The sequence below is a fragment of the Ellagibacter sp. genome (assembly GCF_048412355.1).
In the GTDB taxonomy this organism is placed as follows: Bacteria; Actinomycetota; Coriobacteriia; order Coriobacteriales; family Eggerthellaceae; genus Ellagibacter.
In genome coordinates this window covers 19,775-41,978 of sequence record NZ_DBFSAP010000055.1, presented here as the reverse complement: position 1 = coordinate 41,978, position 22,204 = coordinate 19,775, and the positions used below count along the sequence as shown (strand labels likewise).

Here is a 22,204-nt window from a genome sequence, read left to right as displayed (position 1 = left end):
GGTTTTGGGCGCCTGGGGCATTTTCTAGCAAAAACGGGGGTCTCCCTTAAGTCCGGTGGTTGAGAATCCCGCGTCGTGAGCCATGGCAAGCGCGCGGTCGGCCGAAAATCCCTTCCATTCGCGCTCGGAAAACTCGGTGTCGCGCGGAATGGCACCGCGCTCGATGGTGAAGCGGTTCGACCCCGGTTCCATTCCTGTAACCTCATCAGGGTATATGCCTACATAACGGTATGTGCTGTTTGCAGCGAGGCGCACGACGGAGAATATGTGGCAAAGCCGTTCGCGTCCCAGCATGGGAAGGGTCCCCAAAGGCGTGCCCGACGCGGGGATGCGCGGCATCACGCCGAGCTCGTAGGGGCGCTGCATCGCCGCGAACGCGATGCGCTCGGCGATTTCCTCGTCGGTGTGCTCGACGTCGATGGGCTCGATGCAGGTCGAGAACTTAAGCGGCAACTCGGCGATGACTCTGATGGTGGCTTTGCGCACCTCGGGGATCGAAAGGCGTGTCCGTCCCCTCGTGGAGGCGCAGCACATGGTAGGCCGAGCTCGCCCCCGCGAAGTAGAGCTTTTGTGCGGCCTGGGCGTCAAGCTCGCCGGTATTGACGCTCATTTCGTAAAGGCCGGGTACGTTTTCCCTGATGGTCCGCACATGGAAGCAAAGCTTGTCAAGGTCGTAGAACTCCGTTGTGCGAAGCGTCAGATGGTTCACACCCGCTTTCACGTACTCGTTCGCGATTCGCACGATTTCGGCGCTTTCGAGCTCTGCACGTTTCTTCGCATTCCCCCATTTCTCGGCGCAAAGCGCCTGATAGGGCGGATTGGCGGGGTCGCGGGGGAAATCGCTCGGTACTTCCCACCGCGTAAGGATCTTTCCTGGAGCCGCCGAGAACATGACGATGCGTGAGGATGCGAGCACCGCCTCGGATATGTTGTGGGTCACGAACACGATGGTCTTGCCCGGCTTTCCAAAGCTTGTCCAGCTCGGCGTCGAGAGCGGAGCGCGTTTGCTCGTCGAGCGCGGAAAACGGTTCGTCCATGAGCATCACGTCGGAGTCCATGGCCAAAAGCCGCGCAATCGCCACGCGTTGCTTTTGACCTCTGGAAAGCGTGTTGGGGCGCCAGTCGGCCAAGTCGCCGAGCCCGACTGTGACAAGAGCCGACAGGGCGGCCTTCTCAGTGGCCCGTTTGTCGAAGCGCTGTCCGCGATGCTTCACGCAGTTTTTCAGCGAGAACATGACGTTCTGCTTCACGGAAAGCCAGGGGAGCAGGCTGTGCTCCGGAAAGACCACGCCGCGGTCGGGGTTCGGCTTCACGATGGGTTTCCCCTGATAGGAAACGCTTTCGAGCGTCGGTTACGTGAAGCCCGCCATCATGCTGAGGGAAACCGTCTTGCCGCAGCCCGAGGGCCCGACCAGACTCACGAACTCGCCGCGCTCGATTGAAAGGTCGACGTTGTCGACGGCGATTTGCGCATGGTCCTTTTTGCTGCCCAGATAGAAGCCCTTGGTGATGCCCTTGAGTTCGATGAGGCTCATTCGCCCTCCAATCCCAGGCGATGGCGCATGCGTCGCTCGATCCCGGCAAGGACGATGCGGTCGATGGCGAGCCCCATGACGCAGATGATGGTGATGCACGCGAATGCGCCCACGTAGTCGAGCAGGTCTCGGGTGAGCTCGATGGAGTATCCCACTCCGATGCCCATGCCGACGACCATTTCGGTCGCGATGAGCACGCGCCATGCCGAGGACATGCCGAGGCGAAGCGCGTTCACGATGCTGCCGGCAGCTTGCGGGATGAGTACATGCAAAAAGATCGAAAGGCTGTTCGCCCCCGTCATTTTCGCGGCATTGGCCAGAACTTGAGGCACCATGCGAATGCCGCTCGACACGCCGATGGTGATGACTATGGAAGACACGGCTCAGATGATGAACACCGCCGACTCGTCGCCGAGGCCGAAGAGCAGAATCGCGACGGGAAGCCAGGCGAGGCCCGGAATCATCTGATGATCGACACCGGCACGATGCCGATGGGGTAAAGCCTGGTGAAATACCCGAGTACCGATCCCGCGACGATGCCGAACGCGGCTGCGAGTGCGAACGCGACGAGCAGGCGCTGCAGGCTGGCGAGGATATGCTCGTAGATCGAATGGCCGTAAAGCGATCGACCATCGAAGAGATACTCGCCGACGCGGTTGAAGGTGTCGATTGGGGCGGGAAATCCCAGCGTCGAGCCGTTCGAGTTCAGCAATATGGCGAAGAATTGCCAGATGAAAATTCCAAGCGCGATGCCGAGCGCGCCACACGCGCGTGGGCAACGGGAAGCGCGCCGCGCCGCTCGCTTGTTCGCGACAGCTCGAAAGTGAGAAGAGACTCTTCCCAGGACTTTCTCATGCCCGCCTCCTCTTTTACCGATTGGATAATGATGCACGAAGCACATTAGTTGCATTAAGCAATTAACAAACAGCCGCCATCGTACCATAGAAACAGGAAAAGACGGTCAGCGTCGAATTTTCCTACAACCCGTATCTAAAAGCGTTTCAAGGATTTTTTTGAAAGATTGCCTCAACTTGCATAATCGCAGGTCAAACGCCTTGTTTATCGTAACAATAACGGTCGTTACGCCGACTTTTCAAAAGACGTCGAATTCAGTCTTTATCTGCGCAGGGCAAATGTCATAAAAACCCGCCCCAAAAACGCCAGGTTTATGAGACTGAGGTATTGTCGACTGAATCACCGCCCGGTGCGTTTCCTATGCCCCCGTTTATTCCCCTCCTTCCGGAGAGTCCTGCGGAGGGATGCTTTTCAGCAGGCGGAATCATTAGATTGGGCGCATCAAATCCTTGCAAGATGCGCCCAATCAACTAGTTTATGAATTGATGTCGGAGAGCCTATCGACTACAGAGCGTTAGAGCCATGCAGAGGTTAAGGGTTGGCACCACAGAGGATGGAGGGAAATCAGGCCGAACCGTCAGGCCCCTGCTTTCGATGGCGGGTCTATCTCCTTGCTCGCAAAGGCCAGATACGCCAACATGGCCAGAATCGCCAGCACCGCAACGGAAGCAAGAATAACGGAAGCCGCCGTCCAAGTCCCCGCCGCCTCCACTGCATAGAGCACAATGGGGCTTCCGAGAAATATGCCCAGGTTATACAGCGTGTTCACGACTCCGATGCCGTTGCCAATTTGAACGGGGCTTTCCACGCACAGCGGTACGAGGCAGTTGTAGGCGGTGACCACAACGCCGGGAAAGAAGGCAATAAGGACGATATGCACGAGATAGAACGGAATGCTTGGTAGAATTGCGGTGGCCAGGCAGGTGACAGCGAGGCAGGCCAGACATATTATCATGAATTTAGGCGTGTTTTTGATGCCGATTTTATCGACAATAAGACCGCCAATAATGCAGAACGGGATGCCGAATAAGCTGTCGAGGCTACCGTAGAAACTCGCGGTCGCAATGTCCATTCCATATACGTTCATGAAGATCGTAGGGTAGTTGTTGAGGAAGAAATACAGCAACCAGCCCATAGAAAGTCCGACAATGGAGATGCAGAGGATTCGCTTGTTCTTCAGAACGGGAGCGATGGCCGCCTTGGGAGCCGCGCCGCCGCCGATTGGTGCGGCCTCCTTCACGATTAAAGCGAAAAGAACGGTGAAGACGGCTGTAGCTGCGTTGATAATCCACCAAACGCCGGCAACACCGAATTCACTGCTCAGGGGAATTGCCGAATTCAAAATGACAAGAGAGCCGATAGAGGCTGTGGTCATGAATATGCCCACGAACAGTCCGGTGTTCTTGTCCGGAAACCACATGTTGACAAGCACGATGCCTGCAATGCTCACGAAGATGAAGGAAGCTCCCTCGATGACGCGCGACACCAGAAGCAGCGCGAAGTTGTCCAACGCGAACGTTCCGAGGGCGCTGCCGCAAATCATGATTGCCAAGATGGCGATGTAGGTCTTCTTTGGTCCGAACTTCGAAATGAGGGCGCCCGCCGGGATGGCGAAGAAGATGCCGACCACCGTGAAGACCGCAAGGAGCCACGACGCTTCAGCCGAGGTAACCCCCAGCATTTCCATGAGCGTGGGCATAAGCGGAACGACTTTGAACTGGTTCAGGAACACGCATGCGGTAGCGCAGTACATGACCAAAAACATTAAACCCCTGTTTTTCACAGATCTACTCCCCTCTACAAATAGAGACGTTGATTCTTGGGGCGGAAGCCCCAGTCGATAGCCGGAGGGCATTGGCTCCTCGTAGGAGGCTAGCAAACGGGGGAGTGGGCCTTCAATGGAAAGCCGGGACACCTAATATGGTCCTCGTGCTAGAAATGGTAGCCTTCTTCGTCCCGGGAGGAGCGTCATAGGCGCATCTGCGTGCAGTATAATCTCGTTGCAGCCGGCGACATGAATATGCGAAACGGTGGCAAACGGCTGTACTTGCCTTTTCGGAAAGGGGCCAGCCATGTGCGATGCTATGTACGAGCGCGATTGGAGGCTTATCCTCGACTCTATCCTGAGGATCAACTCCACCTGCACAGTCAGCGCCCTTCAGAACGAATCCCTGAGGTGTATCACGTCGCTTGTCCACTGCACGCAGGCTACGATCTACGTTGCGGAAAAAAACGGCCTCGGGGTCATCAAATTCACCCATCCCGTCGTCTGGGGCCCGAAGGCGATGTACATGGAGGAGTTCCTCAGAGGAGACTTCGACGACGACCCCATCATTAAGTCCGAGGCCATCCCCACGGCCACCGAGGTGTACCGCGACTCCGACCGCATGCCCCTCGAACAGCTTAAGAAGACCAAGCTCTACCAGAAGGTTTACAAGGGGCAGGGGTTTTTGCATGCGCTTCGCTGCCATCTGGTTCAAAACGGGACCAGCGTCGGCAACATCTCCCTCTTCAACAGCGCAGAGCAAGGCGAGTTCACGAACAAAGACGTCGCAATCCTTGGCGCGCTCGCCCCGCACATCGCCCTGCAGATGAAGAAGCTGGCTAACGGAGGCGGGCAAACGTACGCCATGTCGCAGGTTTTCAACCAGCAGGGACTAACCCCCAGGGAGAGGGAGGTCGTGATGCTCCTAGTGTCGGGGGAGAGCGACGGATCCGTCGCCGACAGACTCTGCATCTCGCATTCCACGTTCAAGAAGCACCTCTACAGCGCCTACGAGAAGCTCGGGGTCAACAACCGCGCGCAGCTGATGGCCCTCCTAAACCGAGAGTAGCTTCCACTGCTCCGGAGAGGATGTGTGGCAAACCCCTCTCTCTTATCCTCAAGTTTCCAAAAGGACTAGACGGGCTACCTTTTTTACCCATCAAAGCCCATTGCGGGTCTCTTTTCGTGCCATTTAACATTGCCTTGTCAAGATAGCTGGAAAAGGGCGGCTCCGACGCCGTCAAACAAGCTCATGAAGCCGCGCAACGGCATGGTGCGGCAATGAAAAGAGAGGCAACGCTATGACGAAAATTGCAACTGTCAACTTCGAAACATCGATGGACAAGGAGGCCAACCTTGCCAAGATGGTCGATTTCATCAAGCAGGCCGGCGAGCAGGCCTGCGACTTGGTTGTGCTGCCCGAGGAGGCCCTGACCGGCATCGGCACCGCAGGCTTTGTAGCCGTGAGCAGCGAGGACAAGATCGGCATCCATCGGAACTCCGAGCTCATTCCCGAGGGCCCGTCCACGCAGCTTTTCATCGAGCTTGCGAAGGAATACGGCATGTACATCTGCTGGGGAATGGCGGAGAGGGACCCCGAGCGCGACTTCGCCTACCACAACTGCGCCGTGCTCGTCGGCCCTGAGGGCTATATCGGAAAGTACAGGAAGACCCATCTCGTTCTGACGGAGAGCCTGTACCATTTCCCCGGAACAGAGTTCCCCGTATTCGACACCGCGTTGGGCAGGATCGGCATGTACATCTGCTACGACATGTGCTTCCCCGAGGTCGCGCGCTCTCTCGCCATCAAGGGGGCCGAGCTGTTGATCTGCCTCACGGGATGGCCGAACATCACCGGAACCGAAGATGCTGCCGGCCATATCGAGTACATGACCTTCCAGAAGGCTCGCGCCGCCGAGAACATGGTTCCCATCGTGGTCTCCACCCTGTGCGGACCCTATCTCGAGGGAAACAGCATGATACTTGGCGCGACTGCGGGCAAGGTGATCGCACAGGGCGGATTCGGCGAGGAGATGGTTATCGCCGAGATGGACCCGAAGAAGGAGGTCGTTGAGGCGCGAATGCTGTCGATGGGCGGAGTAGACCTGCTGCGTGACCGAAAGCCGAACCTGTACGGTCCGCTTGCCGAGCCGGGACCCTTCACCCCCTTCTACAGCTGCACCTCCTCTGTGGGGGCGTAGCAGATTCCCTGCGAGCTCCCATCGGCCCACGGAGTCTTCGCCGCCGAAGCGCGAGCAGGTGGCTTACTAGCTAAATCCCAGGCAGAGCCGCCTGCTCTGCCTGGGATGCTTTTGCCGGGAGGGGTCAGATTTGCACGACAGAGGCTGGGAATGGATTGAGATACGACGAGAGGATGGCCTGCATGGATTTCAATCGGCTTAATGTTGAGCTCGAGGCTCTGCCCCCGTCTCAGAGAAAAGCCTATCGCGAGCTGATTGCGCTGGTCAGCTTGGGCGGTGACGTCCTTCCTTCCATGAAGGGGCATCTCGAGCAGGCGTCGACAATGCGGGAGTTCTTTGATTTGATATATGAGGACGACTCCTGCCGTTTCGAAAAAGCGTGGGCGCTCTGGGCGAAGATGAGCAACAAGGACTGGTATTCCCGGTTCAAGCCCGAGAAAGTATACGAGGGCGCGCTCGTCGAAAGGGGAGGGGTCGTCATCGATTGCAACGAGAGCATGATCCTCATACCCGTGCGCGGAGTGCGAGCCCATGACAGGACCGTTGACATCTTCCTGTTCCCCGACGACGGCTTCAACGTTGACCTCGGGGAATATTACGGCTCGATTAGTGGCTCTTTTACATGCTACGGGCTTCCCCTGGAGGGAACCTTCGACATATACCGCGCCGGCCGCGCCCTCCTGTTTGAAAGGTGGGTGTTCGATGAGCTGGGCTACCGCAAGAGGAGGGCCTCCCAGAAAGGGGCGTGCGCCTGCTCCCTCTAAGATCCCTTCTCGTCTGATGCCCGAGATGTTGTGATTTGATCGATATGAGGAGGGGCCTTGGATATCCAACTGCAGCAGCTGCGGCACTTGCATGCCGCGGCGAACAGCGCAAGTTACGCCCAGGCTGCGAAGAAGTGCTTCACGAGCCGCCAGAACATAGCCCATTCCGTCAGGGCAATCGAGGCCGAGCTCGGCGTCACGCTGTTCGAGCGCAAGGGCAACGTTATGGTGCTTACGGAAGAAGGCAGGAAGGTGGCGCCCGTAACCGAGGAAATCATCGCCAGGGTCGACGGCCTTCGGGTTACGTTCTCCGACCGAGGCTCGGCTGCCTCCGCGCTAAGCCTGGCCGTCAGCGTCAACCTATTCGCCGGCATGCCGGAAGGCGTCGACGAGGTTCTCATGCGACGTCCGGGGAACCTGCAGTTCCTGGAGTTCGGCTGCGAGCAGTGCTATGAGCTTGTCTGCGCTGGCAAAGTTGACGCAGCGATCGTCATGTGCATGGACAGGGCCTTCCCCAACTGCAACACCATGAGAATCGGCGGGTCGGTGGCTTACGCGCTCGTGAGCGAGACGTCCCCGCTGGCGAGGAAATCGGGGTGCACCGCCTCGGACCTCGTCGACAAAACGCTTATCCTCATGTCCGAGCCGAGCTTTCAGTACGAGCCCTTGTTCACCCAGCTCGACAAGCTTGGGTTCGACCGCTCCTTTGCGAGCGTGTTCCCCTCTACGAGCTCGATGATCCATCTTGTGCGCACGCGCGAGGAAGCCGTGAGCATCCCCTCGCGCAAGTTCGCCGCGAACCCGCCGAGGGGAACGGTCTCCGTTCCTATCGCCGATTCGCGGATGAACTGGGGATTCTACATCCTCTACAAGGGCGGCGAACGCGGCACCGACGATGTCATGCGCCTCATACATGATATTCGCAAGGCGTTCGAAGAAAGCGAAGTCGCCTCTCGCTACGCCGGCGCTTAGGGGATGGCAAATAGCGTTTGACAGCTCGCAAAACTCCGGCCTCTTCTTTTCACGGGGATCGCAATCGACAATTAAAGACGCACTTGGACGTTTATGCCTGGGTGCGTCTTTCGTTATTTGAAGAGAGAGGGAGGAAAGAGCATGACGGAATGGAAAAGGCAGGAAGGCGAGGAGACGATCTTCAGAACCTGCGCTTGGTCTCCTCCGGGATGCCATCCTGTAGGATGCGGGCTTCAGGTTCACGTGAAGGACGGTGTCATCACCAAGGTCGAGGGCGACCCCGAGCACCCCATCACGAAGGGCGCTTTGTGCCCCCGTTGCCTGGCTCTTACGGAGTATATCTACCATCCCGATCGCATCATCCACCCGATGAAGCGCGAGAAGCAGTACCGTGGTCAGGCTGACAAATGGGAGCAGTGCTCTTGGGACGAGGCTACCGACCTCGTAGCCAATGCGGCTCTCGAAATCACCGAGAAGTACGGCGCAGAGACCATCGCTGTCTTCGGCGGCACCGGCCGTGAGGGCAACAACTGGTATCCGCAGTGGGCGAACCTCGTCTTCGGTACGCCGAACTCCGTCTACGGTCAGGCCGGCTGGTCCTGCTACGGTCCGCGTATGACCAACACCGCCTTCATGATAGGCGGCGGCTATCCCGAGATCGACTACGCAATGAAGTTCGATGATCGCTACGATGACCCGCGCTTCGTCGCCCCCGAGGTCATCCTGCTCTGGGGCAAGGAGCCGCTGCGCTCGAACCCCGACGGCATGTACGGCCATGCGGTCATCGAGATGATGCGCCAGTTCGGCACCAAGATCATCTGCGTTGACCCGCGCGTCACCTGGCTCGGCACCCGCGCCGAGGAGATCTTGCAGGTTCGCCCCGGCACCGACACCGCTCTTGCCATGGCGTTCATCTACGTCCTCGCTCACGATGACCTGGTCGACCATGACTTCATCGAGAAGTGGACCTACGGCTACGACCAGCTGGTCGAGCGCTGCCAGGAGATGCCGCCCTCTCGCGCTGCCGAGATCTGCGGCGTTCCCGAGGAGCAGATCTGGCGTGCGGCCCGCCTGTACGGCAAAGCCAAGCCCTCCAGCGTAGCTTGGGGCCTCGCAACCGACGAGTCCACCAACGGCGCCCAGCTCGGCATGTGTCTCGTCGCGCTCATGACCATCACCGGCTTCCTGGATGCCCCCGGCGGCACCACGCTCGGCATGGGCGACGACCAGGGCAACGTCGTTCGCGACGGCGGCGCGATCGGCGCTGACGAGAAGGTCGAGGACGAGACCGCTTCCACGCTGTCCCTCGCCCTGACCCACGGCATCATGTCAGAGGAGACTTGGTACACCAAGCGCATCGGCGTCGACAAGTACCCCTGCGTCGGCCAGGTCATGTGGACCGTCCACCCCGACGAGTTCATCAAGTGCCTCGAAACGGACAAACCGTACAAGATGCACATGGCGGGCTTCGTCTCCTCCAACCCGGTCGGCACCGCGATCTCCGCAGAACCGCAGCGTTGGTGGAAAGCCCTGAAGCAGCTTGACTTCAACTTCGCCTGCGACCTGTTCATGAACCCGACGATTCAGTCCTGCTGCGACGTCTTCCTGCCCGTTGCCTCCACCGTCGAGCACAACGGTATGGTCGTCACTCACTACGGCCTGAACGCATCCTTCTACGGCGCTCAGAACAAGTGCGCCCAGGTCGGCGAGTGCCTCTCCGACGTCGAGATCATGATGATGGTCGGCAAGAAGACCTATCCGCACTTCTGGAGCCGCTTTGAGACGCTGGAAGACTACAACAACTTCCACGTTCTGCGTTCCTGGCTGCCGTGGGAGCAGCTGCGCGACAACGTCGTGACCATGTCTAACGAGCCGTACTACAAGTACAAGGAGGGCAAGCTGCGTCCTGACGGGCAGATCGGCTTCCCGACCCAGACCGGTCGCGTCGAGCTGTACTCCTACGCATACGCCCGCTTCGGCGAGGACCCGCTGCCCTACTTCGAGCCGCCGGCCTTCAGCCCGGACACCATGCCCGAGATGATGAAGACCGCGTACCCGTTCGTGCTCACCACCGGCGCGCGCCGTCAGGAGTTCTTCCACTCCGAGCACAAGCAGGTTCCGTCTCTGCGCCAGATCAGCCCGTGGCCTGAGCTCGACATCAACCCCGAGGACGCAGCGCGTCTGGGCATCGAGGACGGCGACTGGGTGGAGATCTCCTCGCCGTACGGCCATGTTCGTCAGAAGGCCAAGGTCACCCCGACCATCAAGTCGGGCGTTGTCCATGCGATGCATGGCTTCTGGTATCCGGAAGAGGAAGGCTCCGAGCCCAACCTCTACGGTAACTGGAAGTCCAACATCAATGTGCTCATGCCGAACAGCGTCAACGCCAAGAGCGGCTTCGGCAACACTTTCAAGTCGATGATCTGCAACGTCGTCAAGGTTGACGGCATCGGCGACCACAACGAGCCCGAGGTTTACGTTGAGGCCAGCCGCCAGGCTGAGTTTGAGGTCCAGCAGGTTTGGCGTCCCGCCGACGCCCCCATCTCTGACCGCATTGACCTGTAGGCCCGATACCGGAGAGGTTAGGAGGTTTTGAAAATGAGCAAGAACGCTTTGTACATCGACTTCGAGTACTGCACCGGTTGCCACTCTTGCGAGATCGCATGCCGCAACGAGCTTGAGCTGCCCATCGACAGCTTCGGCATCAAGATGCTCGAGGATAAGCCGCGCCAGAATCCCGATGGCAAGTGGCATTGGGACTACATCGCATATCCCACCGAGCTGTGTGATATGTGCGAGAGCCGCGTAGCTGCCGGCAAGCTTCCGTCTTGCGTGCAGTCCTGCCAGGCCAAGGTTCTGGAGTTCGGCTCTGTCGAGGAAATGGCTGCCAAGCTCGCCGCTAAGGGCGAGAAGGCCGCGATCTTCCTTGCTTAGCTCTTCGAAAGCGGGTCTGCCAGAATTCGGAGAAACGGGGCCTGGCGGACCCGCAAAAGGAGAAAGAGGAGCGAAGGTCCTCACCGCAACTTCGCCTTTACACAGGAAAAAGATGGATGCACGTGACGTTGGAGGTGAGGTGCCATGGCGGGAGGCTGCGGAGTAGGTGCATTCTGCTCGTTTTGCGGAAGGTGCGGCCGAGTGCTCGGAACTGTGCTTTCGGATGCCGATGTTCCCGATGCGCCGCCGCCGGGCGTTTCGCTTGGCGACCCCGACCGGGATGGCGAAAAGGGCCGAGATTCCAATTCGGACGCTTCGCCATCTGCTGAGCGTGCATCTTCCGCAGAATAGGCATCTTGCGCCCTGTGGTGAGTGTCGCGATCGGGGATGCCGAGTGCAAGATGTGCCGTACGAAGGCAGGGGGTATGTCTGGCATGCCCCCGATGCCCGGCGCTCCCGGCATGCCCAAGGCTCCTGGCCAGTAAGGCTTTACGCGGCTCGCATGGAAGCAGGCTATGCGGCGCGCCCGAAGGTGCTCAAGAGCCCTTAGAAAGCCCCGTGTCGTTTGCAACGCGCTGGTCTCTCAGCGTTCCTCCCAGAGCCTTCTCGCTGACTTCGGTTTCCAACGAACGCTATTTGACATGGAGAAACCGACGCCGTCTTCTTTTGAAGAAAAGGGACGGGGTGTTGTGATTGCGAACAAGCTTGCCCCTCCCGTTCCTTCATCTCCTAGAATAAGCCGAAGCATCCGTAGATCGAGAAAGAGGCGAGCTCCTTCCCTAGAGGCCTCGCCTCTTTCTTTTGTGCGTTGATTCTCGCCTATAGGTCGTTGTCAAGATAGGACGAGACTCGGTACTCGCTTGCTTGCCTCATGCGGTCTATGTGATGCGCATATCTCATGGTCGTGGAGATGTCGGCATGACGCGCCATCTGCTGCGCCTCCTCCAAGGAGGCCCCCGCCAGGAGCGCGTAGGTGACGCTCGTTAGCGCAGGGAATGCGCCGTATAGCGCTCAGAATCCAAACCTATATTGCGTAGAGCGTTTTTGACGATGCCCGATACCGAGCGCGTGGTGAGGCGCCCTCCCTTGTTTCGGTTCGACGTAGACAGATGGATTGGCTATACCTATTTGGACGATTCCGGGAGGATCATGCCTGCCTTCCTGAACTCGACCGTCGCGAACGCGGCCCTCGCCAGGTCGGCGCCCTTGCGCGGCCCCGCCGAATGCCCGACGATCTCACGGTTGGCCAGGTCCGCCAGCGGGCAGACGTAGCTCCAGCCGCCGCCGACGCGCACGTGGGTGAGGTCGCTGCGCACGTGGGTGCGCGGCTCGCGCCCGCCGAACCGCCTTGCCGCAACGTTGGGCGGGTCGGCCATGAGCCCATCCTCGATCTCGCGACCCTCTCCAAACTGTCTAATTCAGTATAGCCAATCCATTAAGCTTGTGTCGCAACTCGAGACAACCGGCTTCCGCAGCTGCTCCGCCCGAAGGCCTTGTTGCGTCCTGCGCCGAACTCGGTAGCCCATACTACACCGTCGACTTCGTCGAGCTTGCAGATGGCGGCTGGGTTGTCATCGAGATGGGCGACGGGCAGGTCTCCGGGCTCACAGCAGCGCAGGATGCCGTCACCTACTACCATATTATGACCGATATGCTCGAAGGAGGAGTGCGCCGCGGGTAAGTGCAAGGTGCTAACCTGCTTAGGTTACCTTAGAAAACGCAAGATCGGTTACGTAGCCATGGCGTCGCAAATGATGCGACCGTTTGGCGAGGATATGCTAACTGCGTTCTGCTGTCTGGGCGCGTAGTCGTCATTCTGAGGAGCTTCGTCGATGTTTGACGCTGATATTGCAAATAAGTGGAAGCAGAATGATTGCCAAGGAGGGAAAACGTTAAAAAGCGTTGCTTTTCAGACATTATAAAACTACCTTTTGAATAGGGATTTTATATTGTGTAAACCTAGGAAAACACTAGGGTACGGAAGCTCTGGTGCAGGGTGGCGCGTCTTGCACGGCGCACCCGCCAAGCCTTTGCCGCAGCCGCTCCTCGGACCGCTTTGCCGGCAGTGCGCCTGCGGGTTTCTCGCCTTCTTTGCGCATTGATGCGCTACACTAAAGCGCACATTTACATGAGGCGCGAAAGGCAAGGAAGGGCTTTGGGCATGAAGATCTTGGAGGAGCGTATCAGGCGCGACGGCGTGGTTAAGTCGGAAGGCGTTTTGAAGGTCGACAGCTTCCTCAACCACCAGATCGATGTTAACCTGATCGACGAGATGGGCGCGGAGTTCGCCCGACTGTTCGCGGGTGCGCCCGTGAACAAGATCCTCACGATCGAGGCGTCGGGCATCGGCATCGCATGTCTGGTCGCGCGCCATTTCGGCAACGCGCCCGTCGTGTTCGCGAAGAAGGCCCAGTCCATCAACCTCGACGGCGAGATGTACTCCACCAAGATCCAGTCGTTCACCCACGGCCGCATCTTCGACGTCATCGTTTCGAAGAAGTTCCTAAGCCCTGAAGACCACGTGCTCATCATCGATGATTTCCTGGCCAACGGTTGTGCTTTGAACGGCCTTATCGAGCTGGTGGAGGAGTCGGGCGCCACGGTTGAGGGCATCGGCATCGCGGTGGAGAAGGGCTTCCAACACGGGGGCGACAAGCTGCGCGAGCAGGGCTATCACCTGGAGTCGCTCGCAATCCTCGAGTCGATGGATCCCAACACCGGCGAGGTCGTCTTCCGCGAAAACGCGTAGGACGAGTCGAGCAGCCGCAAGTTCCCGTGCCGAGGAATCGCGAACTTTTTCCTTGACGCGGCACCGAAGCACCGCTAGCATATACAGTTGCGCTATTGGATAAGAGGGCCGTTAGCTCAGTTGGCAGAGCAGGGGACTTTTAATCCCAAGGCCCGGGGTTCGAATCCCCGACGGCCCACCATTCCGATTGCGTAAGACCTGCTTTGGGTCTGCACCAATCCAGACTGGGGTATCGTCCAACGGCAGGACTCTGGTTTTTGGTACCAGCTATCTAGGTTCGAATCCTGGTACCCCAGCCATCTTGGATGCAGCAAAGCAGCGTTCGGCTGGGGCCATAGCAACCAAGCTGGCACCAGTCACGAAAAGCCGACAAGGCGGCTGCGCTTCCCGAAAGCGCGAATACCTGGCGATTCCACTCCGGATAAAGCGGAGCGACAATCGCGCGGCATGACCGCGGGCCTGGCAAGCAGGTATTTCGAAAACCACAGGTTTGTTGGTTTTGTGTGCTTTTACGCTCAAATCTCCCACCCAACTTCATACGTTTGATATCATCTCGTGTTGCTGTCTTAAGTCCACATTAAGAGGAGAGCACAGTTGGCGAAACAAGATGTCATCGAGCTTGAGGGCACGGTCCTTGAAGCGTTGCCGAACGCGATGTTCAAGGTCGAGCTCGAGAACGGCCACGAGATCCTGGCCCACATTTCGGGGAAGATGCGCATGCACTACATCAAGATCCTCCCTGGCGACAAGGTCACGGTCGAGTTGTCCGTCTACGACTTGAATCGCGGGCGCATCACGTACCGCTTCAAGTAGGGAAACGCGGGTTTCCTCGCCGAATCTCGGCAATAACGTCTGCGGCTGGACGTTTGTATATAGAAGAGAACGCATAACCGAAAGGAATTGAGAAATGAAGGTACGTCCTTAGGTCATGTAAATGTTCTACAAGTTCAAAATCATCCGACGCCATGGCAAGGTCCTCGTCATCTGCGAGAACCCTCGTCATAAGCAGCGTCAGGGCTAGGAAGAAAGAAGGGGAATTAACCTATGGCACGTCTCGTTGGTGTCGACCTTCCTCGCGATAAGCGCATTGAAGTCGGCTTGACCTACATCTACGGCATTGGCCTCACGACCTCCAAGAAGATCCTCGCGGAAACCGGCGTGAACCCGGACATCCGCGTGAAGGACCTCTCCGAAGAGGATCTCGGCAAGCTCCGCGATTACATCCAGGAGAACCTCACGGTTGAGGGCGACCTGCACCGCGAAGTTTCCCAGAACGTGAAGCGCCTCATGGAAATCGGCTGCTACCGTGGCCTTCGTCACCGCAAGGGTCTGCCCGTTCGCGGTCAGCGTACCCACACCAATGCACGCACCCGTAAGGGCCCGCGTAAGCAAATCGGCGGCAAGAAGAAGTAAGGGAGCAGATAAGTGGCAGCTAAGAAACAAGTGCGTGCGCGCATCAAGCGCTCCGAGCGCAAGAACATTGCCGTTGGCGCCGCACATATCAAATCCACGTTCAACAACACCATTGTGAGCATCACCGATCCTCAGGGCAATGTGATCTCCTGGCAGTCCGCCGGCACCGTCGGCTTCAAGGGCTCCCGCAAGTCCACGCCGTTCGCGGCGCAGATGGCTGCGGAAGCTGCTGCCAAGACCGCGATGGAGCACGGCCTCAAGAAGGTTGCCGTTTACGTGAAGGGTCCCGGTTCCGGTCGCGAGACCGCAATCCGCTCCCTGCAGGCAGCTGGCCTCGAAATCGCGAGCATCCAGGATTGCACCCCCATCCCGCACAACGGTTGCCGTCCGTGCAAGCGTCGTCGCGTGTAGTTGAAAGGATCATATAACCATGGCAATTAACAGAACTCCGGTTCTTAAGCGCTGCCGCCAGCTGGGCCTTGATCCCGTTGTGCTGGGGTACAGCAGCTCTAAAACCTCCAAGCGCGAGCCCAAGCGTCGTCGCAAGGAATCCGAGTACGGCATGCAGCTGCGCGAGAAGCAGAAGGTGAAGTTCATCTACGGCGTTCTCGAGAAGCAGTTCCATGGCTACTTCGAGAAGGCAAAGGCCATGCCCGGCATCACCGGCGAGAACCTGATGCGCATCCTCGAGTCTCGTCTCGACAGCGTCATCTTCCGTCTCGGCTTCGCCCGTACCCGCAAGGAAGCTCGTCAGATCGTCACCCACGGCCACATCATGGTCAACGGTCGTCGTGTCGACGTTCCTTCCTACCGCGTGAAGGCCGGCGACGTCGTCTCTGTGGCTCCGAAATCCAAGGAGCTCCTCGTCATCAAGAGCGCTCTCGTTTCCAACGCTCGTTTCGAGGTTCCTGCTTGGCTCGAGGTTGACATCGAGAAACTCCAGGGCAACGTGTTGGCCCTTCCGCAGCGCGATCAAATCGATTTGGACATTAACGAACAGCTTATTGTCGAACTTTACTCGAAGTAATCGCAGCATAGTAAGGAGGCTTTTAAAACATGACAGAGTTCATGAGGCCTACTGTAACAACGGAAGAAGTCAACGACACGGTGGCTCGCTACATCGTCGAGCCTCTCGAGCGTGGTTATGGCCATACTCTTGGCAACAGCCTGCGTCGCGTGCTGCTCTCCTCCCTTGACGGCGCGAAAGCGACCGCCATCCAAATCGAGGGCGTGCAGCATGAGTTCACCACGGCTGAGGGTGTCATCGAGGACATCACCGACATCGTGCTGAACGTGAAGGGCCTTGTTTTCTCGGCTCTGAACGACGACGTCACCGAGGCGACTGCTCACGTGCTCGCTGAGGGTCCGTGCACGGTTACCGGTGCCGACCTCGACGTCCCGACCGAGTTCACGCTCGTGAACCCCGAGCACGTCATCGCGACGGTCGCCGACGGCGGCACGCTCGACATGACGATTCGCATCGGCGTCGGCCGCGGCTACGTCTCCGCCGAGCGCAACAAGCGCACGGAAGATCCCATCGGGGTCATCCATGTCGACTCGCTGTTCTCGCCGGTTCGCCGCTGCACGCTGAACGTGTCGGACACGCGCGTTGGTCAGCGTACCGACTACGACAAGCTCGTCCTCGAAGTCGAGACCGACGGTAGCATCGCCCCGACTGAGGCCGTGTGCCGTGCTGCGAACATCGTGAACCAGTATATGGGCGCGTTCCTGAGCCTTTCGAATACCGACGAGGAAGAAGGGGAAGAAGCTCCCTCCATCTTCGCGCCCGAGGGTCAGGAGTCCAATGCCGAGCTCGACAAGCAGATCGAGGACCTGGACCTTTCCGTCCGCTCCTACAACTGCCTGAAGCGCGCTGGCATTCATTCCGTCCGTCAGCTCGTCGAGTTCTCCGAGAACGACCTGCTGAACATCAGGAACTTTGGTGCGAAGTCCATCGAGGAAGTGAAGGACAAACTCATTTCCATGGACCTCAATTTGAAGCAATAGGAGACCGAGATCATGAGACACAACAAGAAGGGGCGCAAGCTCGGCACCGACTGGAGCCACACTAAGGCTATGAAGCGCAGCCTTGTCAAAGCCCTTTTCCTGAACGACCGCATCAAGACGGTCGAGTCGCGCGCCAAGGAGATCCGTCCTGACGTCGACAAAATCATCACCTGGGCGAAGAAGGGCGACCTGCATTCCCGTCGTCTCGCTATCGCAGCTCTTGGCAACGACAAAGAGCTCGTTCGCGAGATCTTCGAGAAGGTTGAGCAGGGCCTGTTCGCTGACCGCCAGGGCGGCTACACCCGCATTATGAAGCTGGGTTTCCGCAAGGGCGACAATGCTCCTATGGTCATCATGGAGCTGTGCACTGAGCCTGTTTCCAAGAAGACTAAGACCGAGGAGAAGCCGGCTGCCAAGAAGGTTGCTCCGAAGAAGGTTGAGGCTGCTGAGGAAGCCAAGGCCGAGGAAGTTGCCGAAGAGGCTGCTCCCGCCGAGGAAGCTGCAGCTGAGGAAGCTGCTCCTGCCGAGGAGGCCGCTACCGAGGAGAAGGCCGAATAGCCTTTCCCCTATGGGATGTACGAGAGAGCCGAGGCATTGCCTCGGCTCTCTTTTTGCATTTGGGCCGACTAACGCTGTCCTGCGCGCTTTGGTCGGTATACTGCTTGCGTGCATTTAGCTGTGAAGACATATCATTTTGGGACATCGCATCTCCATCGGGCCGATCCGCGCGTGAAGATCGCGCTGCTCCTCGCGTACTCGATCACCCTGTTTCTCCTTGAGACCTGGACGGGGCTCGCGATTGCTGCGGTGCTGTACGCGCTCGCTCACACGATAAGTCGCGTCCCCTTCAGGAGCGTCTTCGTGCTTGCGGCGCCGACGTACGTCTTGGTTGCCATTGCCATTGCATTCTGTTCCTTCACCTGGGACGTTTCGTTGCCGATATACCTTTCGAGCGCCGAGGCGTCCATAGCAGCTCCCTTCGAGGCGTTCGACCCCATTGCCCTTGCGGGGTCGTTCGGCTTCGTTCCCGCTGGCTTCGCCAAGGGGGCGTTTAACGCGATCCGTGTCGTGATTTTGGTGTATGCAAGCCTGCTTGTAAGCTTCACGACGACCTCGACGGAGATGATGAGCGCGGCATCGAGCTTCATGGCTCCCCTCAAACGCACGCCGATTCCCGTCGACGATGCCGCATGCGCCCTTTCGATCGCGCTTCGCTTCATTCCCGTGACGGCCGAGGAGCTCTGCCAGGTTCACGATGCGCAGTGGTCGCGATGCGCCCGCTTCTCGGGGTCGGGCGTTGTCGAGACGCTGCGCGCATGGGGGCGCGTGTTCGTCGCGCTCTTCGTCGCACTCTTCCGGCGCGCAGATCGCCTGGCGGCAGCCATGGACGCACGCTGCTACGGCGCTCCGACGAAGGATGGGCGTCGAAGCGCCCTTGAGGAATCGCATCTCGGCATTCGGGGGGCGGCGACAATCGTCGTTGGCATTGCGGCCTGTGTGCTTCTCGCCCTCTTCTTCTAGAACGCCGTTTTGCCTGCGCGCTTCCCCGCAGACGCGTCCAGGCGGGCGCTTCAGGTGCGGGTGTGAGGCTATGCGCGGTTGTAGTGGTATAGTTTCCCTGTTAGGTTTCGGCCGCGTTTGCGTCGGTCGGACGAAAAGAATCCTTCAGGGAGGTTTTGCATGGGCATGATCATCGACGTATTCGGGCGTGAGGTTCTCGACTCTCGCGGAAACCCGACGGTTGAGGTTGAAGTGGCGCTTGACGACGGCTCGTTCGGTCGCGCTGCGGTTCCCTCCGGTGCGTCGACGGGCGCATTCGAGGCTGTCGAACTGCGCGATTGCGACACGCATCGCTATATGGGCAAGGGCGTTCTGGACGCTGTGACCCATGTCAACGAGGAAATCGCTGAGGCCCTTATCGGCTTCGAGGCCGAGGATCAGCGCGCTATCGACGCGACGATGCTCGAGATCGATGGCACCGACAACAAGGGTGCGCTCGGCGCAAACGCCATTCTGGGAGCATCGCTTGCCTGCGCTAAGGCGGCAGCCGAATCTGCGCAGCTTCCCCTGTACAAGTACGTCGGCGGCATCGGGGCGCATGTGCTGCCCACGCCGATGATGAACATCCTGAACGGCGGCGTGCACGCTGACAACAACGTCGACTTCCAGGAATTCATGATCATGCCGGTTGGCGCGCCCACGTTCGCCGAGGCGCTGCGCTGGTGTGCGGAGATCTATCACACGCTCAAGAAGGTCCTGCATGAGGCCGGCCTTGGCGGTGGCGTGGGTGACGAGGGCGGCTTTGCGCCGAACTTCACCACCAACGAGGAGCCGCTCGAATACATCGTCCGCGCGTGCGAGGCCGCGGGCTACAAGCCGGGCGTCGACATCATGTTCGCGATGGATCCGGCTTCCACCGAGTTCTACAACGCCGAGACGGGCAAGTACGAGCTTAAGGGCGAAGGCCGCGAGCTTTCCAGCGCCGAAATGGTCGACTACTGGGCCGCGCTCGTCGAGAAGTACCCCATCATCTCCATCGAGGATGGCATGGCCGAGGAGGATTGGGACGGCTGGAAGGCGCTGACCGATCGTATCGGCGACAAGGTGCAGCTCGTCGGCGACGACCTGTTCGTCACGAACTCCAAGCGCCTTGCGAAGGGCATCCAGCTTGGCTGCGCGAACGCGATCCTCATCAAGGTGAACCAGATCGGCAGCCTCACCGAGACGCTCGAGGCGATCGAGATGGCGAAGCGTGCGGGCTATGCGTGCGTCATGAGCCACCGCTCGGGCGAGACGGAGGACACGACCATCGCCGACTTGGCCGTTGCCTGCAACACCGGCCAAATCAAGACCGGCGCGCCGTGCCGAAGCGACCGCGTCGCGAAGTACAACCAGCTTCTCCGTATCGAGGAAGAGCTGGGCGATCAGGCTGAATACGCAGGTCTTTCCGCGTTCTACAACATCAAGGTGCCGCAAGCGTAAGAAGAAATCGCTCGGTGGCCTTTCGAGTCAAACCGCTATAATAGGTGCCATCGAACGTGTGCGCGCCGTCGCTTTCGCGGCGGCGCGTTTTTCTATGAAAGGGGATTCGATGACAGAGATGATTTCTCTGGAAGAGGCGCAAGCGCTCGTTCTCGCGAACGTGGCGCCGCTTTCGACGGAGGTGGTCGAGGTTCTCGACGCCGTGGGCCGCGTGTCGGCCGCCGATTTGGCGAGCGACATCGATATCGCGCCATTTGCCCACTCGGCGATGGACGGCTTTGCGGTGCATGCGGCAGAGCTCGAGAGCGCGAGCGAGGACGAGCCGGTGGAACTCGACGTCATTGCCGAGATTGGTGCAGGCGAGGTGTACGACGGGCCGATCGAGTCGGGCCAGTGCGTGCGCATCATGACGGGCGCACCCGTTCCCGACGCCGCGGATGCAGTGGTGAAGTACGAGATCGTCGGCGTCGTTTCGGGCGACGGCAAGCCGGGCAGCCGCGTTTCCTTCACCGCCCCGACCAAGCTGCGCAACAACATCCGCGAAGCGGGCGAAGAGGCCCATGCGGGCGAGGTCATCGTCCATGCAGGCGAGGTCATCACCTCCGCCGGCGTCGGCTTCCTTGCTGGCTGTGGCGTGTTGCAGGTGCCGGTCTATCGACGTCCGAAGGTCGCCATCGCGGCAACGGGGTCAGAGCTCATCGACCCCTCCGAGGTCCCCTCTGCTGGCAAGATCCGCAATTCGAACAGCCTTGCCATCGCGGCATGCGCAAAGGCGGCCGGCTGCATTCCTACTATCCTTCCCATCGTGGAGGATACTTACGAGGCGCTTGAGAAGACGGTGCTCGATGCGGTGGAAACCTATGATTTCGTGATCACGACCGGCGGTGCCGCAAACGGCGACTTCGACTTCATCAAGCCGGTGGTGGAGGGCACGGGCGAGCTGCTCATGACCACCGTGAACATGCGTCCCGGCAAAGCTCAGACGTTCGGCCTGGTGAAGGGCAAGCCCGTCTTCGGCCTTCCCGGCAATCCCGCCGCGGCGTACTGCGGTTTCGAGATGATCGTCCGCCAGGCGCTGCGCAAGATGCAGGGTTATAGCCACTTCAACCGCCCTGTTGTTCGCGCGCGTTTGTCCCAGGACACCAAGAAGAAGGATCCGCGCCGCATTTTCTTGCGTGCGATGCTTACGAAAGACGACGAAGGTTATCTGGTCACCCCTGCGCAGAACCAGAGCTCGGGGCTTTTCGGGCCGATCCAGCGCAGCAACTGCATGGCGATCATGCCCGAGGGGCTGGAGTCTCGCGCAGCAGGTTCGATGATCGACTGTATGCTGCTCGACGTCTCCGAGGAAGTGCTGATCTAAAAGAACTCCCCACGATTTTGCGCCGCAGAGGCGCCGATGGAAGAAGAAAGGATAAAACCATGAGTGTTGAGAAGCCGGTATTCGCCATCATCACCTGTTCCGATACGCGCGGTCCTGAGTGCGATACCGCAGGTGACGCGCTTGAGTCGCTGATCGAGGAGCAAGGCTGGGCCTGCCGTACGCACATGATCGTGAAGGACGATCGCGCCGGCATCGCCGCCGCCATCAAGCGCTGCACCGACGACCTGAAAGTCGACATCGTGCTCACCTGCGGTGGAAGCGGCTTGTCCCCGCGCGACAACACCCCCGAGGCGACGCGCGACGTGTGCGAGCGCGAGGTTCCCGGTATCGCCGAGGCTATGCGCTACCACAGCCTGCAGATCACTCCCTACGCGATGCTCTCGCGCGCAATCTGCATGCAGCGCGGCAACTCCATCGTTATCAACCTGCCGGGAAGCGAGAAGGCCGCCCGCGAGAATTGGGACGGCATCGTCGCTGCGCTTCCCCACGCGGTGAAGATGATGGCCGGCGGCGGGCACTAATTCCTCTGCCGCTTTATTTCCGCTTTGTTTCGAAACGCGCCCGAACAGCCTGATTGCTCGGGCGCGTTTTTCATGAGTGCTATACTTTGCTACCGATAACAGGTTACGAGAAAGGCTTGGAA

The 22,204-nt window shown here is 59.2% G+C and carries 25 protein-coding genes, 2 tRNA genes and 1 pseudogene; 21 read left to right on the top strand and 7 right to left on the bottom strand.

What is annotated here, in order from left to right; translation table 11 throughout:
* Window positions 1-24: 24 nt before the first annotated feature.
* From ACMRQN_RS09280 to ACMRQN_RS09255, 6 genes and pseudogenes are all read right to left on the bottom strand, one after another.
* Window positions 25-486, bottom strand: a complete 462-nt coding sequence (locus tag ACMRQN_RS09280; RefSeq protein ID WP_418734741.1) for a hypothetical protein — start codon at window positions 484-486, stop codon at window positions 25-27.
* Window positions 443-940, bottom strand: coding sequence for a hypothetical protein (locus ACMRQN_RS09275; RefSeq protein ID WP_418734752.1), 498 nt, complete (start codon window positions 938-940; stop codon window positions 443-445). The genes ACMRQN_RS09280 and ACMRQN_RS09275 overlap by 44 nt, the downstream gene beginning before the upstream one ends.
* 142 nt (window positions 941-1,082) lie before the next feature.
* Window positions 1,083-1,535 (bottom strand): annotated as a pseudogene (locus tag ACMRQN_RS09270) (ATP-binding cassette domain-containing protein); the annotation flags it as partial.
* Window positions 1,532-1,915, bottom strand: a complete 384-nt coding sequence (locus ACMRQN_RS09265; RefSeq protein ID WP_418734740.1) for an ABC transporter permease — start codon at window positions 1,913-1,915, stop codon at window positions 1,532-1,534. The gene ACMRQN_RS09265 and the pseudogene ACMRQN_RS09270, both read right to left, overlap by 4 nt.
* Window positions 1,916-1,995: 80 nt before the next feature.
* Window positions 1,996-2,247, bottom strand: a complete 252-nt coding sequence (locus ACMRQN_RS09260) for a hypothetical protein (protein WP_418734739.1) — start codon at window positions 2,245-2,247, stop codon at window positions 1,996-1,998.
* A gap of 720 nt (window positions 2,248-2,967) precedes the next feature.
* Window positions 2,968-4,143 carry an MFS transporter gene (locus ACMRQN_RS09255; RefSeq protein ID WP_418734751.1) on the bottom strand — a complete coding sequence of 392 codons (1,176 nt, stop codon included), beginning with the start codon at window positions 4,141-4,143 and terminating at the stop codon, window positions 2,968-2,970.
* Window positions 4,144-4,462: 319 nt separating this feature from the next.
* Here ACMRQN_RS09255 and ACMRQN_RS09250 point away from each other — a divergent pair, with 319 nt between their 5' ends.
* From ACMRQN_RS09250 to ACMRQN_RS09225, 6 genes are all read left to right on the top strand, one after another.
* Window positions 4,463-5,224, top strand: a complete 762-nt coding sequence (locus tag ACMRQN_RS09250) for a helix-turn-helix transcriptional regulator (protein ID WP_418734738.1) — start codon at window positions 4,463-4,465, stop codon at window positions 5,222-5,224.
* A gap of 232 nt (window positions 5,225-5,456) precedes the next feature.
* A complete protein-coding gene (locus tag ACMRQN_RS09245; RefSeq protein ID WP_418734737.1) occupies window positions 5,457-6,356 on the top strand; it encodes a carbon-nitrogen hydrolase family protein in 900 nt (299 codons plus the stop codon).
* Between the two features lie 182 nt (window positions 6,357-6,538).
* Window positions 6,539-7,120: a hypothetical protein gene (locus ACMRQN_RS09240; protein WP_418734736.1), complete on the top strand. Its 582-nt coding sequence runs from the start codon at window positions 6,539-6,541 to the stop codon at window positions 7,118-7,120.
* Window positions 7,121-7,177: 57 nt separating this feature from the next.
* Window positions 7,178-8,092: a LysR family transcriptional regulator gene (locus ACMRQN_RS09235; protein ID WP_418734735.1), complete on the top strand. Its 915-nt coding sequence runs from the start codon at window positions 7,178-7,180 to the stop codon at window positions 8,090-8,092.
* A gap of 141 nt (window positions 8,093-8,233) precedes the next feature.
* Window positions 8,234-10,657, top strand: coding sequence for a molybdopterin-containing oxidoreductase family protein (locus tag ACMRQN_RS09230; RefSeq protein WP_418734734.1), 2,424 nt, complete (start codon window positions 8,234-8,236; stop codon window positions 10,655-10,657).
* A 33-nt stretch (window positions 10,658-10,690) separates the two neighbouring features.
* Window positions 10,691-11,026 carry a 4Fe-4S dicluster domain-containing protein gene (locus ACMRQN_RS09225; RefSeq protein ID WP_418734733.1) on the top strand — a complete coding sequence of 112 codons (336 nt, stop codon included), beginning with the start codon at window positions 10,691-10,693 and terminating at the stop codon, window positions 11,024-11,026.
* A gap of 1,124 nt (window positions 11,027-12,150) precedes the next feature.
* On the opposite strand, the gene ACMRQN_RS09220 is transcribed toward ACMRQN_RS09225, so the two are convergent.
* Window positions 12,151-12,402: a hypothetical protein gene (locus ACMRQN_RS09220; protein ID WP_418734732.1), complete on the bottom strand. Its 252-nt coding sequence runs from the start codon at window positions 12,400-12,402 to the stop codon at window positions 12,151-12,153.
* Window positions 12,403-12,467: 65 nt separating this feature from the next.
* On the opposite strand from ACMRQN_RS09220, the gene ACMRQN_RS09215 reads away from it, so the two are divergent.
* From ACMRQN_RS09215 to ACMRQN_RS09145, 15 genes are all read left to right on the top strand, one after another.
* Entirely contained in the window at window positions 12,468-12,707 is a 240-nt protein-coding gene (locus tag ACMRQN_RS09215; RefSeq protein WP_418734731.1) for an ATP-grasp domain-containing protein, read from the top strand.
* A 480-nt stretch (window positions 12,708-13,187) separates the two neighbouring features.
* Window positions 13,188-13,775 carry a xanthine phosphoribosyltransferase gene (locus ACMRQN_RS09210; protein ID WP_418734730.1) on the top strand — a complete coding sequence of 196 codons (588 nt, stop codon included), beginning with the start codon at window positions 13,188-13,190 and terminating at the stop codon, window positions 13,773-13,775.
* Window positions 13,776-13,880: 105 nt separating this feature from the next.
* Window positions 13,881-13,956: transfer RNA gene (locus ACMRQN_RS09205), tRNA-Lys, on the top strand.
* Between the two features lie 44 nt (window positions 13,957-14,000).
* Window positions 14,001-14,074 (top strand) — tRNA-Gln (locus ACMRQN_RS09200).
* A 295-nt stretch (window positions 14,075-14,369) separates the two neighbouring features.
* Window positions 14,370-14,588 (top strand): translation initiation factor IF-1, encoded by a 219-nt coding sequence (gene infA, locus ACMRQN_RS09195; RefSeq protein WP_158048641.1) that lies wholly within the window; start codon window positions 14,370-14,372, stop codon window positions 14,586-14,588.
* Between the two features lie 121 nt (window positions 14,589-14,709).
* Window positions 14,710-14,796: a 50S ribosomal protein L36 gene (rpmJ, locus tag ACMRQN_RS09190; RefSeq protein ID WP_418734750.1), complete on the top strand. Its 87-nt coding sequence runs from the start codon at window positions 14,710-14,712 to the stop codon at window positions 14,794-14,796.
* A gap of 23 nt (window positions 14,797-14,819) precedes the next feature.
* Window positions 14,820-15,188, top strand: a complete 369-nt coding sequence (gene rpsM, locus ACMRQN_RS09185; protein WP_296060609.1) for a 30S ribosomal protein S13 — start codon at window positions 14,820-14,822, stop codon at window positions 15,186-15,188.
* A gap of 12 nt (window positions 15,189-15,200) precedes the next feature.
* Window positions 15,201-15,599 carry a 30S ribosomal protein S11 gene (gene rpsK / locus ACMRQN_RS09180; RefSeq protein ID WP_158048643.1) on the top strand — a complete coding sequence of 133 codons (399 nt, stop codon included), beginning with the start codon at window positions 15,201-15,203 and terminating at the stop codon, window positions 15,597-15,599.
* A 19-nt stretch (window positions 15,600-15,618) separates the two neighbouring features.
* Window positions 15,619-16,215, top strand: coding sequence for a 30S ribosomal protein S4 (rpsD, locus tag ACMRQN_RS09175; protein WP_158048644.1), 597 nt, complete (start codon window positions 15,619-15,621; stop codon window positions 16,213-16,215).
* A gap of 29 nt (window positions 16,216-16,244) precedes the next feature.
* The gene (locus ACMRQN_RS09170) at window positions 16,245-17,195 is read left to right on the top strand and encodes a DNA-directed RNA polymerase subunit alpha (protein WP_158048645.1); all 951 of its coding nucleotides are present in this window, start codon (window positions 16,245-16,247) and stop codon (window positions 17,193-17,195) included.
* Between the two features lie 12 nt (window positions 17,196-17,207).
* Window positions 17,208-17,753, top strand: a complete 546-nt coding sequence (gene rplQ / locus ACMRQN_RS09165; RefSeq protein ID WP_158048646.1) for a 50S ribosomal protein L17 — start codon at window positions 17,208-17,210, stop codon at window positions 17,751-17,753.
* 120 nt (window positions 17,754-17,873) lie between these two features.
* Window positions 17,874-18,716 carry an energy-coupling factor transporter transmembrane component T family protein gene (locus ACMRQN_RS09160; protein ID WP_418734729.1) on the top strand — a complete coding sequence of 281 codons (843 nt, stop codon included), beginning with the start codon at window positions 17,874-17,876 and terminating at the stop codon, window positions 18,714-18,716.
* Window positions 18,717-18,875: 159 nt separating this feature from the next.
* On the top strand, window positions 18,876-20,177 hold the full coding sequence (gene eno / locus ACMRQN_RS09155; protein WP_276997933.1) for a phosphopyruvate hydratase: 1,302 nt from the start codon (window positions 18,876-18,878) through the stop codon (window positions 20,175-20,177).
* A 109-nt stretch (window positions 20,178-20,286) separates the two neighbouring features.
* Entirely contained in the window at window positions 20,287-21,540 is a 1,254-nt protein-coding gene (gene glp / locus ACMRQN_RS09150) for a gephyrin-like molybdotransferase Glp (RefSeq protein ID WP_418734728.1), read from the top strand.
* Between the two features lie 59 nt (window positions 21,541-21,599).
* Window positions 21,600-22,082 carry a MogA/MoaB family molybdenum cofactor biosynthesis protein gene (locus tag ACMRQN_RS09145; RefSeq protein ID WP_297150578.1) on the top strand — a complete coding sequence of 161 codons (483 nt, stop codon included), beginning with the start codon at window positions 21,600-21,602 and terminating at the stop codon, window positions 22,080-22,082.
* The last annotated feature ends 122 nt before the right edge of the window (window positions 22,083-22,204 follow it).